The organism is Candidatus Methylomirabilota bacterium (assembly GCA_003104975.1).
Classification (GTDB): domain Bacteria; phylum Methylomirabilota; class Methylomirabilia; order Methylomirabilales; family Methylomirabilaceae; genus Methylomirabilis.
Genome location: PQAM01000010.1, coordinates 164,456 through 179,857 on the forward strand (window position 1 = coordinate 164,456; position 15,402 = coordinate 179,857).

Genomic DNA, 15,402 nt, shown 5'->3' on the forward strand with positions numbered 1-15,402 from the left:
TTGAGAGCGTCAGATGTGGTTCGAGCGGTTCGCTACCGAAAGGCTGAATAGGCTGACGTGCCGGCGCGTTTGCCGTGGTCAGAATTCATGCAACTTCCTTGTTAACTGGCGGAAAAGATTATAGAGTTGGAACCAGCTTCCGGGACGGCTGGTTGGGATAGGTTGATCAGGTTACATAATAGTTATGCCCTCTGACCACCATCGCTGAGACAGGAGCCTGAGTGTCCGAGAAGGAGGCCACAGCCCGCATCAAGATCAACAAGCTGCTCGAAGCTGCCGGCTGGCGCTTCTTTCCGAATGGCGACCAGCCTGCCAACATCCGGCTCGAACCGACTGTTGCCGTCACGTCTACCGACCTGGACGCGCTCGGCGACAACTTCGAGAAGACCGGAAGAGGCTTCGTCGATTTCCTGCTGCTCGACGCCAAGGGCTTTCCGCTCATCGTCCTCGAGGCCAAGGCCGAGAACAAGAATCCGCTGGCCGCCAAGGAACAGGCTCGCAAGTACGCCCGCTCGCAGAACTGCCGATTCGTTATCCTCTCAAATGGCAACCTGCACTATTTCTGGGACCTCGAGCGAGGCAACCCCTACATCATCACCTCGTTTCCGACGCCCGACTCCGTCATCGGCTACCAGAAGGTCACTCCTAACCCGCAGCGGCTGACCGCAGAGCAAGTGGGGGAGGACTATATCGTTCTCACCCGGCGCCCGAACTACCAATCCGAGGCTGCGTGGCGGAATGAAGCAGAACGCCACGGCTACATCCAAGCCAACAAGCTCCATTTCCTCCGGCCCTATCAACTCAAGGCCATTCACAGCCTTCAGGCCGCGGTCGGAGACGGTAAGGACCGCTTCCTCTTCGAGATGGCCACTGGCACCGGCAAGACCCTGACCGCTGCCGCCGTCGTTAAGCTCTTTCTTCGCTCGGGCAACGCTCGGCGCGTGCTTTTCCTTGTGGACCGCCTCGAACTGGAAGACCAGGCCAAGAAGGCTTTCGCTGCGCTGCTGTCCGCCGACTTTCAGACGGTCATCTACAAGGAAAACCGGGACGACTGGCGGCGCGCGGAGATCGTTGTCACCACGGTGCAGTCCCTGCTCTTCAACAACAAGTACCAGCGGCTCTTCTCGCCGACCGACTTCGATCTCGTGATCTCCGATGAAGCGCACCGCTCCATCGGCGGCAACGCGCGCGCCGTGTTCGACTACTTTATCGGTTACAAACTCGGCCTCACCGCGACGCCCCGCGACTACCTCCGGCGGTTCGACAGCACGAACCCGGGAACACGCGACCCGCGCGAGGCCGAGCGTCGCTTGCTGCTCGACACCTACCGCACCTTCGGCTGCGACAACAGCCAGCCGACCTTCCGCTACTCCCTGCTAGACGGCGTGAAGGAGGGCTACCTGATCAATCCCACAGTGGTAGACGCCCGCACTGAGATTACCACCGAGCTGCTGTCCGACAAGGGTTTCGTCGTCTCGTTTACAGACGACACCGGCGAGGATCAGCAGCAGGCATTCAAACAACGCGAATTCGAGAAGCGCTTCTTTGCCGACGCCACCAACCGGCTCTTCTGCAAGACGTTCCTCGAGAATGCCCTGCGCGACCCCGTCAGCGGCGAGGTCGGTAAGTCGATCATCTTTGCCGTCAGCCAGAACCACGCCGCCAAGCTGACGCAGATACTCAATCAGATGGCCGACCGCATGTACCCGGGCAAGTACCAGTCCGACTTTGCCGTGCAGGTCACCTCTCAGGTTCCCGACGCCCAGCAGTTCACCGTCAATTTCAGCAACAACAACCTGCTCGGCTCGGGCAACTTCATTCCCGCCTACAAGACCAGCAAGGCGCGCGTTTGCGTGACGGTCGGCATGATGACCACCGGCTATGACTGTACGGACATTCTCAACCTTGGCCTGTTCCGCCCGATCTTTTCACCCACCGACTTCATCCAGATCAAGGGGCGCGGCACCCGCAAGCACAACTTCCTGGAGCAGCTCTTCGACGACAGCCGCAAGGACGGCGTGCAAGCTCCAATAAAGACCGCCTTCAAGCTCTTCGACTTCTTCGCCAACTGCGAATACTTCGAGGAGGAGTTCAACTACGACGAGGTGCTCAAGCTCCCGCGGCCAACCGGTAAGCCGACTGACGATGGCGGGGGCGAAGGCCCTGTGGTCTACGAAGGCGCCTACGAGCACCTCGGCGCCGACATCCTGGCCTCGGTCAGGGAAGAGATCATCGGCGCCGAGGGCATGAAGATCGATCGTATGTTCTTCGAGAAGTTCGAGGACACTGTGCGCGCCGATAACACTATCGCTGCCGCCGTCGAGGCCGGGCAGTGGGACCGGGTGATCGACTATGTGAATCGCGAGGTCTTCGACAAGCCCGAGGAGTATTACACCCTCGACAAGCTGCGTAAAGCCGCCGCCGTGGACCGCCGCCTGACCCTGCGCGAGATCCTGGAGAAGATCTTCGGCCTCATCCCGCGCTTTAAGTCCAAGGATGAGCTGCTGGAAGAGGAGTTCGCCAAGTTCGTCGCCGACTACAAGCCCGAAGAGGCTACGGCCATCCCGGCCATCAAGACCTACTTCAAGGCCTATGTCACCAGTGGCCGCATCCGCGACATCATCGAGAGCAAGCAGTTCACCGATCTGGCGACCAATCCGGTGTTTTCCACCCGCGACTTCAAGGCCGTGCCGGCCAAGTACCGGGCGCTCATCCCGGAATACGTCAAGGACTACGTGTCCTTAAACCAGTTCGCCGCCTGAAGGAGACCGCGTGCTCGATACCGACACCAAACGCCGCATCGATACCGCCCGCGACATCCTCGTGGGTAAGGTTCCCGACCCTAAGAGCCAGGTCGAGCAGATCACCATTGCGCTCATCTACAAGTTCATGGACGACATGGACGCCGAGGCCGAGGAGCTGGGCGGCAAGCGCAAGTTCTTCGCCGGCGACTTCGCCCGCTACGGCTGGGCCAAGCTGATGCGCTCCGGACTGGGCGGCTTCGAGACCCTGAACCTCTACGCCGAGGCCATCGCCAAGATGCCGGAGAATCCCGGCATCCCGCCGCTCTTCCGCGACATCTTCAAGAACGCCTACCTGCCCTATCGCGACCCCGAGACGCTGCGCGCGTTTCTCAAGATCATCGACGAGTTCACCTACGACCATTCCGAACGGCTGGGCGACGCCTTCGAGTATCTGCTCTCGGTGCTCGGCTCGCAGGGCGACGCCGGGCAGTTTCGCACCCCGCGGCACATCATCGACTTCATCGTTGCCATCGTCGACCCGAAGAAGCATGAGACTGTCCTCGACCCCGCCTGCGGGACCGCCGGGTTCCTGATCTCCTCCTACAAACACATCCTCAAGGCTAACACGGACGCTGAGGGGCACAACACGCTGACGCCAGATGACAAGGGCCGTCTCGCGCAGAACTTCAAGGGCTACGACATCTCGCCGGATATGGTGCGCCTGTCGCTGGTGAACCTTTACCTGCACGGCTTCACCGATCCGCACATCTTCGAGTACGACACGCTCACCAGCCAGGAGCGCTGGAAAGAGCACGCCGACGTCATCCTTGCGAATCCACCCTTCATGTCGCCGAAGGGCGGCATTAAGCCGCACAACCGTTTCTCGGTGCAGTCCAAGCGCAGCGAAGTGCTATTCGTAGATTACATGGCCGAGCACCTCATGCCACAGGGCCGCGCCGGCATCATCGTGCCCGAGGGTATCATTTTCCAGAGCCAGACCGCCTATACCCAACTGCGCAAGATGCTGGTGGAGGAGTACCTCGTCGCCGTCGTCTCCCTGCCCGCCGGCGTTTTCAATCCCTACTCCGGCGTCAAGACCTCTATCCTGATCCTGGACAAGTCGCTCGCCCGGCAGGCACAGACCATCGCCTTCTTCAAGATCGAGAACGACGGCTTCGGCCTCGGCGCCCAGCGCCGCCCGATCGATAGGGACGACCTGCCCCAGGCCCGCGCCGAGATCGCCGAGTACCTGCGCCGCCTGCGCGCCCGCGAGTCGATCGAGGACTTCCAGCCCACGTTCGGCCTCGTCGTATCGAAGGAGAGGATCGCGGGGAATGGCGAGTACAACCTGGCGGAGAGCGGTATCGGGAGAATGGAGCGAGAAGTCACGCTTTCCCGCTCGTACCACTCGGAGATGTGTGCACCATCAACCCAGCAAAGCGCGAAGCGCTCGCGTTGCCGCCCGACACCCTCGTCTCGTTTGTCCCAATGTCTGACCTTGGCGAGAATCGACTCGCCTTTATTGCAAAAGAGACCAAGCGGATTGACGAACTGGGAACGAGCTACACGTACTTCGCGGACGGCGACGTGCTCGTTGCAAAGGTCACCCCGTGCTTCGAGAATGGAAAGGCTGGAGTCGCCAGGGGCCTGACCAACGGCGCGGGATTCGGATCAAGCGAGTTCTACATCCTGCGCCCAAGCGATCGGATTCTAGCCGAGTACGTCTACTTCTGCGTAACAAGCAGAGCTTTTCGCGAGCCGGCCATTGCGCAGATGACTGGGACGGGAGGACTTCAGCGGGTACCCAAAGGCTATGTCGAGCAGTTTCAGATTCCCCTGCCGCCGCTGGAGGTGCAGAAGGAGATCGTGGCGGAGATCGAGGGCTACCAGAAAGTCATCGACGGCGCCCGCGCCGTCCTCGACCACTACCGCCCCCACATCCCCATCCACCCCGACTGGCCGATGGTGCCGCTCGAAGAAACGTGCGAAATCCAGCGCGGGAAATTCTCTCATCGTCCACGAAACGAGCCTCGATTTTACGGTGGGAAGTATCCCTTCATTCAAACAGGTGACATCGTCCGCGCCGGCGGAAGGAAGATCACCTACACCCAGACTTTGAATGAGGAGGGGCTGTCCGTGAGCAAGTTATTCCAGCCGCCACTTGTGGTGATTACGATTGCCGCAAATATCGGCGACACTGCCGTTCTCGATTTTCCGTCCTGCTTTCCAGACAGCGTCGTTGGCCTCATCCCGAAGCAAGGAACCGATGCCCACTACTTGGAATTGGCCATGCGAACGAAGAAACAGCACCTGAACGACATCGCACCGCAAGCCGCCCAAAAAAACATCAACATCGAGATTCTGAAGACGGTAGAAATCCCGCTCCCACCCCTTGCTACGCAGCAACAAATCGTGGCCGAGATCGAAGCCGAACAAGCCCTTGTCGCCGCCAACCGCGAGCTGATGGCCCGCTTCGAGAAGAAGATCCAAGCCACCCTCGCGCGGGTATGGGGGGAGGAACCAAGCGTATGTACAAGGTAGAGATACCCGTAGTAAGATTATTGACATAGCTCGCGCCGATAATGCTGACTTGTGTACACATGTCCCTCAGAGCTGGCGCAATAGGAGGTTAAACCATGAATAGAAACGGTCCATTGCTGAAGATTCGTTTCGACGGTCAAGCCGTTGGACCGGGCAAGATACCGGTGGCACATCTGTTGCGCTTTCTGATTAATATGAACAAGGCGCTTCAACGGACGGGGCGCGTCCTGACGGGCAATGCCGAAAGTGTGCGCCGGGGACCGCAGCCACGCAGCATCAAGGAGGAGGTGGCCCTCGACTTGGTGTTGTTGACACACGGCAGTCCGGCGGCAGTACTGGGCTTCGAGCGGCGGCAGATGCAAGCATTACCGACTTTGGACCGGGGCCTTGAAATTTTGGAGAAGGCGCTAAGTGGGCTGTCTGCTGTACAGGAGGCGGACGATAAACTTCCGGCAGGTTACGATGCAGGCGTTCTGATGGCGTGGCGAGACGCAGGAACGCTCTTCAGTCAGGGGATCACGAAAATCGATTTCACCCTGAACCACAGGAAAACGCCACTGACAACAACCTTCACCCCGGAGGGCTTCACGCGGATACAGGAACGCATTAAGGGACCGCAGACAAATATCCGTACCATCGAAGGCCGTTTGCTCATGGCGGATTTCAAGGAACATGGAACGCGCTGCCGTGTGCATCCATCTGTTGGCGAACCGGTGCTGTGCCTGTTCGACGAAGACCAGAAGGACGAAGTGCTTGAAGACATCCTGCGCTACGTTCGTATCGTGGGCGAGGCGAAGGAGGACCCCATGACCGGCAGAATCGCCAGTATCAAGATTCACGACATCGAGCGGTTGGAGGATCGAGAAGGCGAGGCTGCCGATTTGCTCCCGCAGGGCACTCCGCTCTCCCGGGATTTCTGGGAATCACCGACGTTGGATGAATTGGCTCAGGCTCAGAACGTGAGACCGATGGCGGATGTGAAGGCGCTCTTCGGTACGTGGCCTGGTGAGATGAACGACGGCTTCGAGGAGGCTATTGACGAACTGCGGCATTCGCAAATGGGAAAAAGCGGATTGTCATGAGCGACGCCAAGATCATCCTTGACACGAATGTCGTCTCTTACCTGATGAAGGGCGGCCCGTTGGCAGAGGCCTATGCGCCGCATGTCCAGGGGAAATTGCTTGCGATTGCCTTTATCACAGTAGGCGAGATGTACTTTGGTGCGGAGAGTAATAACTGGGGCGAAAAGAAGCGTAGGGAACTTGAAACTACGCTCCGTAATTTTGTTGTGATTCCTTACGACCATGAAATCGCCCGTTGCTATGGGCGCCTGATGGCGGAGCGAAAGCACAACGGGCAGCCTATCAGTCCCAATGATGCTTGGATTGCCGCCTGTGCCGCACGCCACACTGTGCCACTTGTTACGCATAATGCAAAGGACTTCGAGGGTATCACGTCTCTAGAGGTCATTACGGCAAAGGAGGAACGTGACCAATCGTAGTTACAAGGGTTTTCCGTTTCTATGTATCCCTAATTGATGAAGCCGCCGAACTGGGCAACTACCTGCCGCTCTCCTTCAAGAGTCCGAAGGAGCAGGAGTACATCGAATTCCTCTGGGACGCCTTCGAGACGAACTACACGCACGGCAAGTACCAGTTCGCGTTCCTCGCCTACCACATGCTCACCATGAGCTTCGTCTACTTCAACATCTGGCAGATCAAGCAGACGGAGCCCAAGGACTTCGCGATGGGCCTGATCGGCTTCGGCAGGGACATCGAGATCTGCCTGGGCTTCGACATCGAATCCGTCGCCACTCGGCCCGAGCACAAGCCGATGTTCGAGCTGCACGAGGCGCTGCGCGCGAAGTACGGATCGGACGATGCGAGCAGTGCGGCATAATAGACGGGTCAAAGCCAAGCTTCGCGGTCATGCGGTTGGAAGGTAGTCGCGAAGCTGCAGAATCCGAAGCCTGCGCGTCAGGCGTACAGCAGCCGTCCCTTCGGTTCCGGAATCGCACGCCCAAGCTCTCGCGCTGTTTCGATCCATTCTCCGATGATCACCTCCACGATGCCTAACGGCTGCCGGTTGAGAGCAAGACTCCTGGATTGGCGTATGCGGGTTGGTCATCTCTCTCGGTGGCGCAATGGCAGATTGAAACAATTCTCAGGACGCAATCTAAGTCGCTATCACGCCCCTGTGCCGACCGGGTGAAAGCGCTTGACCTTGATGCGGCCGCTGTGCAGGCGGGCCTGGGCGGCATCGTATCCGGCCTGCATCTTCAGCAGCAGTCCATGTTGACGCCGAACGCCTTTCCCAGCCGCAGGGCCATTTCCGCCGAAACAGCCGCCTTGCCGTTGGTAACATCGGACAGGGTGGCGCGGCAGGCGCCAAGAACTCTTACGGTTCTCGAGGTACCAGGGTATCCAATCGTTCCCTGGCGGCTGCCTCGAGAAGTCGGTCGTCGGAGGAGATGAACTGAAGAGGATGTTTCAATGCCTTGGCTACCCAGAGGGCGGATGAGAGGTGGATGGCATCCGCACCTCGAAGTGGATGCCGGCGAACCAGATGCCGCGTGTGCGCCAGGATCTCATTGCTGACCTCGACCTGCGCAACGGCCTGCCAATCCTGCTCAAAACTTTTCACGATCTTGGCCAGGCGATCTCTCGACAGGTCTCCTTCCCGGTAGCGGCGGGCCAAGGCTGCCTGGATCTCTGCATAAGCGATCTTCGAGGTAAAACTGTGGGTAGCGCTCTCTATGAGCTGACGTATGTGGCTGGTTCCCGGTTCTCTTACGTATTTTTTTACGAGGGCGCTGGTATCGAGATAGATCATCCCCGGTCCTCAAGGACGGTTTGCGACAGGGGTCTGCCTTTCAGTGAGAGCGGAGGCGTTGTGAAATCGAACTTGCCTCGGGGTAAGGTGATCAGTCCCTGTTCGGCATAAAAGGCCAAACGCTCCTCCAATCCCGGATGCTTCTCCAGTCCCTCGATCGGTTTCAGTACGGCGACCGGTGTTCCACGATCGGTCACGACGACCTCTTTCCCCTGTTTGATCAGGCGCAGATGGTACGTCAGACGATTCTTCAATTCACGAATTCCTACGAACGGCATCAGACCTCCTCTTGATATAATGTAGCCATTGTATCCACATTATGATGACGATGCAAGCGAAAAGCAGCATACTGTATTTCAGCGGTTTGCGACTGAATCGTAATCAGGTGTGTGCGTGTCATCATGCGCGGGTGTTCGAGCCTGACGGGGCTGCTCCGCTGATATCCTAGAGGACGGGTTGGATATTCCAGATCTCCCGGGCGTATTCGGTGATGGCGCGGTCGCTGGAGAACTTTCCGATACGCGCCACGTTCAGGATCGCCTTTGAGGCCCAACCGGCAGGATCTTCGAATGCCTGAGCCACCCGGTTCTGGGTGTCGATATACGACTCCAGATCGGCCAGGTGGAAGTACGGATCACCGCGATCCAGCACCGACTCCCCAACCCAGCGGAACAGACCGGGCTGGTTCGGGCAAAACAGGGTGGAGCCCAATACGTCCATGAGGCGTCGGATATGGGGGTTGCGATGATAATGGTCTCGAGGATGGTGCGAGCCGCGCTCCCGCATCTGCCTGGCCGCGTCGACCTGGAGTCCGAACAGAAAGATATTCTCCTCGCCCACCTCCTGCATGATCTCGACATTGGCCCCGTCGTAGGTGCCCACGATGGGGGCCCCGTTCATCGCGAACTTCATGCTGCCGGTTCCCGACGCCTCGGTCCCGGCCATGGAGATCTGCTGGTTGACATCTGCGGCGGGAACGATCTGTTCCGCCAGGGAGACGCGATAGTCGGGCAGGAAGACCACCTTGATCAGCCCTTTCACGCGGGGATCGTTATTGATGACCTGGCCGACGCTGGTGATCAGTTTAATGATCTGCTTGGCGGTCCAGTACCCCGGCGCTGCCTTCCCGGCAAAGATATAGACGCGAGGGCTCGACGGCTCAAGACCGTCCTCCACGATGCGCAGGTACTGGTGGACGATCTGCATGACATTGAGCAGTTGCCGTTTGTACTCGTGGATCCGTTTGACGTGGACATCGAATAGCGCGTCGGGACTGACGACGACCCGGCTGACGTCGTAGATAAGCCGCGCCAATCGCACCTTGTTGACCCGCTTGATGGCCATAAATGCGTGCCGGAAGTCTCTATCCTGAATATGGGACTCGAGCGCCCTCAGCTTCCCCAGGTCGCCAATCCATCCGTTGCTGCCGATGGTATTCGTGATCAGATCGGCCAGCAGCGGGTTGGCTTGAAGCAGCCAGCGTCGCGGTGTCACGCCGTTCGTCTTGGTGCTGAATTTGTCCGGCCAGAGTTGAGCGAAATCGGGCGCCAAATAGGTTGTGACCAGTTGGGTGTGAAGCGTCGAGACGCCGTTGACGGCATGGCTGCCGACCAGGGCGAGGTTGACCATCCGCACCTGCTTTGGCTCGCCCTCCTCAATCAGGGACATACGGCGGAGTCGCTCGTGGTCGCGCGGCCACATCGAGGCCACCTGCGCCAGGAAGCGGCGATTGATCTCGTACATGATCTGCAGGTGACGCGGCAGAACGGATTCGAGGAGTGAGACCGACCATCTCTCCAGCGCCTCCGGCATCAGGGTGTGGTTGGTGTACGACAGTGTCGCCTGGGTGATCTCCCAAGCGGCTTCCCACGGTTGGGCGTGTTCGTCGACGAGCATCCGCATCAGTTCCGCAACGGCCAGGGCGGGATGGGTGTCGTTGAGCTGTATGGCGACCTTGGAAGGGAACTGATCAAAGCTGGTGTGGCTCTTACTGTACCGTCGCATGATATCCCGCAGGGTGCAGGCCACGAGGAGGTATTCCTGAAGCAGCCGCAGCTCCCGGCCCGCCTCGATCGAGTCGGCGGGGTAGAGGACCTTGGAGATCGTCTCCGACGCGATCTGCTGCTCGACCGCCTTCAGGTAGTCCCCCTCATTAAAGATCTGCATATCAAACTCTTCGGATGATCGCGCCGAGTAGAGTCGCAAAACGTTGACCGTGTGCCCACCGTATCCGACAATCGGCATATCGTGCGGAACGCCGATGATGATCTTCCAATCCATCCACATGGGGTTGTACCCCCCGGTCCGGTCGATGCCGTGTTCGACGCGCCCATAGACCGGTACGATGCAGGCCTCATCGGGACGCTCGATCTGCCAGGGGTTGCCGTGGGCCATCCAGTTGTCCGGCTTTTCTTTCTGATACCCGCCGTCGATAGCCTGTTTGAACAGCCCGTACTCATAGTTGATGCCGTATCCGTATCCCGGTATTCCCATGGTGGCCAGCGAATCGAGAAAGCAGGCCGCCAGGCGACCGAGACCGCCGTTTCCCAGCGCCGCTTCGGCCTCGCCCTCCAGCACTTCGTCGAGATCGACGCCCATCGTACGGAGCGCCTCCCGGCACGGATCCAGCATTCCCAGATTGCTCAGGTTGTTTCTCAGGGATTGACCCAGCAGAAACTCCATAGAGAGATAATGCAGCCGCTTGGGATCGGCCTGCTGATACCGATCCTCGGTGGCCAGCATCCGATCGATGAGGACGTCGCGGACGGCAAACGCCACGGCCATAAACAGCTCACGGCTGGAGCAGCGCTCCCATTTTTTCCCCAGCGAATACCGGGCATGATGGCGAATGGCGTCCTGAAAGGCGGAGACCGTGAGGGCGACATGGCGATACGTTCCCGACTCCGGACGCGGATCCTGCTCAAGCCTGCCGGTCGACATCGGTCACTCCTTTAGTCGCCCTTGTCTGGATTGACAGGATCTCAGAAATCTCGTGAGCGTCAGGATATTCTTTCCTTGCGAGGTGGTATACGTGACCTCATCCATGGTATGCCTGATAATCGCAAGCCCCAACCCCCGCTCGGGCAGGCGTTCTACGCACTTGGGGTCGAAATCGAAGGGTGACCCGGCCTGAGGTGTCAGGCATGTGGAGTCCATGGTCCTTCCCGCGTCGCAGATCTGCACGATCAATCGGTCGGCATGTTGGTCAAAGATCACCTCAACCTCGTGTTCGGCCTCGCGATCATACGCATGGACGATGGCATTATTGACCGCCTCGACGACACACAACGCGATCTGATGTGATTCAATATCGGACAGTGGAACAAGCGAACAGAGCTCCCGTATCGTCTGACCGATCAGCGGTACATTCTGCAGATCGCTGCTGATGGCCAATGTGATCCGTCGCGTGCTCGCCATATACTACCCTTTATCGTCGCCTAGGGCCGATAGGGCCTGTTGCTCGCTTTCAAAGACCTGAAACACACGATCCATTCGCGTCAGCTTAAATAGCGTCATGGTGGTTTCCTGCAACCCGCAGACGACCAGTTCCCCCTGCCCTCCCATTCGCTTCAGGCTGGAGACGATTGCCCCCAGGCCGCTGCTGTCGATAAACTCGATCTGTGACAGGTCCAGCACAATCTTGGTATGGCCCGACGCGATCAGTTCGATCATCCGTTCCTTAAAATCGGCGGCAATCCTGGCATCCAGCCGATCCTCCAGTGGTGTGACAATCAGCGTATGGTCTACTGTCCGCTGGTCAAGCTGCATCGTGTGGGCTCCTTTGCCTATTCGGCCTGCCGGACCTCAACGGTAACCGTCGCAAGGTACGCGGACAGCCGCTGACCCAGCCTTGTGATGGCCTCATGATCGCCGCGTATGCCGGCCTCTTCAATCTCCTTACCGATGGCGCTGATTTCAGCGAACCCATAGCCGCCCCCCGTCCCTTTCATGGTATGGCCTAATCGCGTGAGTTCCCCGTACTTGCCCGCCTGCAACAATTGCTGGATCTGCTCGACATCCCGACGTCGATTCGCCAAAAACTCCGGGACCAGGTCTGCAATCTCCTCGTCGATATAGACGATGGTCGTCTGTTCTGCCATCCTCCGCTCCTCCTTACGGGGTCGCCGCGACGGTTGCGTCATCGGGTCCCGACGTATCGTTCAGATAGCGTCTGACCGTCTGAAGCAAGAGATCCCTCTTGAGCGGCTTTGCGAGATAATCATCCATTCCCTGTTGCAGACATTGCTCCCGGTATCCTGTGGCCGCATAGGCCGTCATGGCGATGATCGGCGTCCGCCCGACATCATGCTCGCGCTCCCATGATCTGATCGCGCGCGTCGCCTCGAACCCATCCATTTCCGGCATCTGTACGTCCATCAGGATGAGGTTGTAGCGGGTCCGCCGTACCGCATTCACGGCTGCGACTCCGTTGTCGGCGGTCACGACCCAGTACCCGGCATTCGTCAGAATCCGGCTGACCAGGTACTGATTGTCGACGTTATCCTCGACCAGGAGGATGTGTCGTTGAAGCGCGGCGCGTTCCGCCTCAGGCGCGATCGGCCCAGCGGGCGCCTCGACCTCCGTTGTGCTTCGAAGGAGCCACAGCAGGACATCCAAGAGCTTGGACTGCTTGACCGGCTTCGTCAGAACGACGGCAATGCCGAGCTCTTCTCGCTTGGCGGCGGACAACCCTTCCCAAGATGAGAGCATGATCACCTTGATCTGCCGTAGTCGTGGATCTTGTCGGATGGCGTCTGCGACGGCCGCCCCGTCCATGTCGGGCATCTGATGGTCCAGGATGACGATCCGATAGTCGGCGTGCGGCGCCCGCAGCAGCGCCAGGGCCTCCTCACCGCTGGTCGCTTCGTCGGCCGACATCCCCCAGGTCTGGAGCGTTCGGCGCACGATCAGGCGATTGGTCGTATTGTCGTCGACGATCAGTACGGCGACATCGCGCAGATCAGGATACGCCTCCTCCCCTCGCTCGCGGGTCTGCTTCTCAGGCGCAGCGGCGTCCGCGACAAGATCACAATGGAACGTCGAGCCTTTGCCGACCTCGCTCTCCACCCATATCCGCCCGCCCATCAGTTCGATGATGGCCTTCGAGATGCTCAAGCCCAAGCCGCTCCCCCCGAACCGTCGCGTGGTGGTCGCATCAGCCTGAGCAAACGGATCGAAGATTCTGGTCTGCTGATGGCTGGGAATGCCGATGCCGGTATCGGTCACCGCAATATGTAGACCGATCCGTCCCGGGGCATCAACCGTGGTCTGCTCAACCTGGATGGTGACCTCCCCATGCTCTGTAAACTTGATCGCGTTGCCCACCAGATTGACCAACACCTGTCTCAGCCGGGTGGGATCGCCGCGTACGCTCGAGGGGAGCGAGGGATCGACATCACAGGTCAACTCCAGACCCTTTTTCTGGGCCCGGACGCTTAGGATCTCGGCCACACCTTCAACGACGTCCCGCAGATCAAAGTCTACCTCCTCGATCGTCATCTGGCCGGCCTCGAGCTTGGAGAGATCGAGGATATCGTTGATGACCGTCAGCAGCGCCTCCGAGGAGGAGTGAACGACGTGCAAGAACTCCTGCTGCTCTGCGGTGAGGGTAGTGTCAAGCGTGAGTTCGGTCATCCCGATGATGGCGTTCAGGGGCGTCCGGATCTCATGGCTCATCTTGGCCAAAAAGTCACCCTTGGCCCGGTTGGCCGCTTCGGCGACCGATTTCGCCTGCTGCATGGCCGCCTCCGCCCGTTTGCGCTCCTCGACCTCTTGCTTCAGCTCTTCGGCCTGACGCTGCACCGAACTGTACAGCCGACTGTGCTCGACCACAATGGCCACCTGATCGGCCAACGGAAGCAGCCGCTCAATATCGCGTGAGGAGTAGGCCTGGGTCACCAGACTATCGAGGAAAAAGACCCCGAGCGCCTTTCCGCCCGCCAGCAGCGGCAGACCCAGGACCGACCGGACCCCCTCCTGCGCCAGATAGGTGTCGTCACGGAAGCCGGTCGGTGTGTCAAGATCGCGTATAAGTCGAGGCTCCCTATGGGTGAGTATCCACTCTACGGCCGTATCGTTCGTCTTCGGCCAGCTCTGCCCCTGGTGAGACGCCAGGGGAGGGTGAGCGACGGAGTACGCGACGACGAGCCGGTCGCCCTCAGGCAGGACGACCCCCAGACGATCGTATGGGACATACGACTCTACCGCCCGGGCGAACGTGTCGAAGACCTCGTCGAGTTGGAGCGAACGGTTGACCAGCCGGCTCAGTGTAAAGAGCGCCTCCCATCGTGCGGCAAGGTCCTTCGTCGTTTCGTACAGCCCGGCCAGTTCGGAGTGAGCGGCGGCCAACTCGGCATCCGCCTGTTTGCGGGCGGTCACGTCCTGCTTAATCGCGATGAAATGGGTGATCTCGCCTCGGTGGTCCCGGACGGGGGCGATGGTCTGCTCTTCGGTGTACAGACTTCCATCTTTCCGTCGGTTGATCATCTCGCCGTGCCACGTCTGCCCGGTGAGAATCGTCCGCCATAGATCTTGGAAGAAGGCGGTGTCATGGCGATCGGACTTGAGAAGGCGGAGATTCTGCCCGAGCAGCTCCTGTGCCGTATAGCCGGTCAGCGGGGTGGCAGCGGGATTGACCCAGACGATGGTCCCGTCCCGGTCGGTGATGACGATGCCGTTGGCGGCAGCCTCCAACGCGGTGGTTTGCAGGCGGAGTTGGACCTCCGCCTGCTTGCGAAAGGTGGTGTCACGAATCGCGGCCATGGAGATGCCGCCATCCTTGGTGGGATAGTAGCTCAGCTTGATGTCGACGGGGAATTCACGCCCATCTTTGCGCACGGCGTGTAAGTCCAGTCCCGTCCCCATGGGCCGCGTCACGGGGTGCGTGAGGTAGGTGGCGCGATGCGCGGCGTGTTGGGTGCGAAGACGCTCGGGCACCAGCATCTCAAGGGGCGCGCCAACCAGCTCCTGCTGCGTATAGCCGAACAGCCGCTCCGCTTCATCGTTGGCGAGCATGATACGTCCCGTCTTGTCGACGAGCAACATCGCATCCGGCGCATCCTTGACCAGCCCGCGAAACTTGGCCTCGCTTTCGGCAAGCGTGTTGAGTATCTCATTCAGACTGGCGGCCAGACGGCCAAGTTCGTCAATCACTCGCGGCGCCGCGGGACACTTGCTTACGGCACACTCATTCAGACTGCCGGCCAGTCGTTTGAGTTCGTCAATAACCGCTGCTGTGGGTGAACTCGGTTGCATCGATGTTCTCACGTGATTGAAGCGGTCGGCT

General features: G+C 59.5%; 11 protein-coding genes and 2 pseudogenes. 5 read left to right on the top strand and 8 right to left on the bottom strand.

All coding sequences use genetic code 11. The annotated features are described in order from the left end of the window. Positions 1-221: 221 nt before the first annotated feature. The 5 genes and pseudogenes from C3F12_07665 (at position 222) to C3F12_07685 (ending at position 7,184) form a co-directional block, all read left to right on the top strand. Positions 222-2,762 carry a restriction endonuclease subunit R gene (locus tag C3F12_07665; GenBank protein ID PWB45941.1) on the top strand — a complete coding sequence of 847 codons (2,541 nt, stop codon included), beginning with the start codon at positions 222-224 and terminating at the stop codon, positions 2,760-2,762. A 10-nt stretch (positions 2,763-2,772) separates the two neighbouring features. After that, positions 2,773-5,285: pseudogene (locus C3F12_07670) on the top strand (N-6 DNA methylase). Positions 5,286-6,112: 827 nt separating this feature from the next. Next, a complete protein-coding gene (locus tag C3F12_07675; protein ID PWB46395.1) occupies positions 6,113-6,367 on the top strand; it encodes a hypothetical protein in 255 nt (84 codons plus the stop codon). Next, on the top strand, positions 6,364-6,786 hold the full coding sequence (locus C3F12_07680) for a twitching motility protein PilT (protein ID PWB45942.1): 423 nt from the start codon (positions 6,364-6,366) through the stop codon (positions 6,784-6,786). The genes C3F12_07675 and C3F12_07680 overlap by 4 nt, the downstream gene beginning before the upstream one ends. Positions 6,787-6,962: 176 nt before the next feature. Beyond that, a complete protein-coding gene (locus tag C3F12_07685; GenBank protein ID PWB45943.1) occupies positions 6,963-7,184 on the top strand; it encodes a hypothetical protein in 222 nt (73 codons plus the stop codon). Between the two features lie 287 nt (positions 7,185-7,471). Here C3F12_07685 and higA read toward each other — a convergent pair. The 8 genes and pseudogenes from higA to C3F12_07725 form a co-directional block, all read right to left on the bottom strand. Next, positions 7,472-7,680: pseudogene (gene higA / locus C3F12_07690) on the bottom strand (addiction module antidote protein, HigA family). Between the two features lie 2 nt (positions 7,681-7,682). Beyond that, positions 7,683-8,117 (bottom strand): VapC toxin family PIN domain ribonuclease, encoded by a 435-nt coding sequence (locus C3F12_07695; GenBank protein PWB45944.1) that lies wholly within the window; start codon positions 8,115-8,117, stop codon positions 7,683-7,685. Beyond that, a complete protein-coding gene (locus C3F12_07700; GenBank protein PWB45945.1) occupies positions 8,114-8,395 on the bottom strand; it encodes a hypothetical protein in 282 nt (93 codons plus the stop codon). Before C3F12_07700 ends, C3F12_07695 begins: the two co-directional genes overlap by 4 nt. A gap of 166 nt (positions 8,396-8,561) precedes the next feature. After that, the gene (locus C3F12_07705) at positions 8,562-11,057 is read right to left on the bottom strand and encodes a glycogen phosphorylase (GenBank protein PWB45946.1); all 2,496 of its coding nucleotides are present in this window, start codon (positions 11,055-11,057) and stop codon (positions 8,562-8,564) included. Between the two features lie 3 nt (positions 11,058-11,060). Further along, positions 11,061-11,534, bottom strand: a complete 474-nt coding sequence (locus tag C3F12_07710; GenBank protein ID PWB45947.1) for an ATP-binding protein — start codon at positions 11,532-11,534, stop codon at positions 11,061-11,063. A gap of 3 nt (positions 11,535-11,537) precedes the next feature. Next, on the bottom strand, positions 11,538-11,885 hold the full coding sequence (locus C3F12_07715; GenBank protein PWB45948.1) for an anti-sigma factor antagonist: 348 nt from the start codon (positions 11,883-11,885) through the stop codon (positions 11,538-11,540). Positions 11,886-11,902: 17 nt separating this feature from the next. Continuing rightward, entirely contained in the window at positions 11,903-12,259 is a 357-nt protein-coding gene (locus tag C3F12_07720) for an Hpt domain-containing protein (GenBank protein ID PWB45949.1), read from the bottom strand. Continuing rightward, entirely contained in the window at positions 12,231-15,371 is a 3,141-nt protein-coding gene (locus C3F12_07725) for a hypothetical protein (protein PWB45950.1), read from the bottom strand. The genes C3F12_07720 and C3F12_07725 overlap by 29 nt, the downstream gene beginning before the upstream one ends. Positions 15,372-15,402 lie beyond the last annotated feature (31 nt).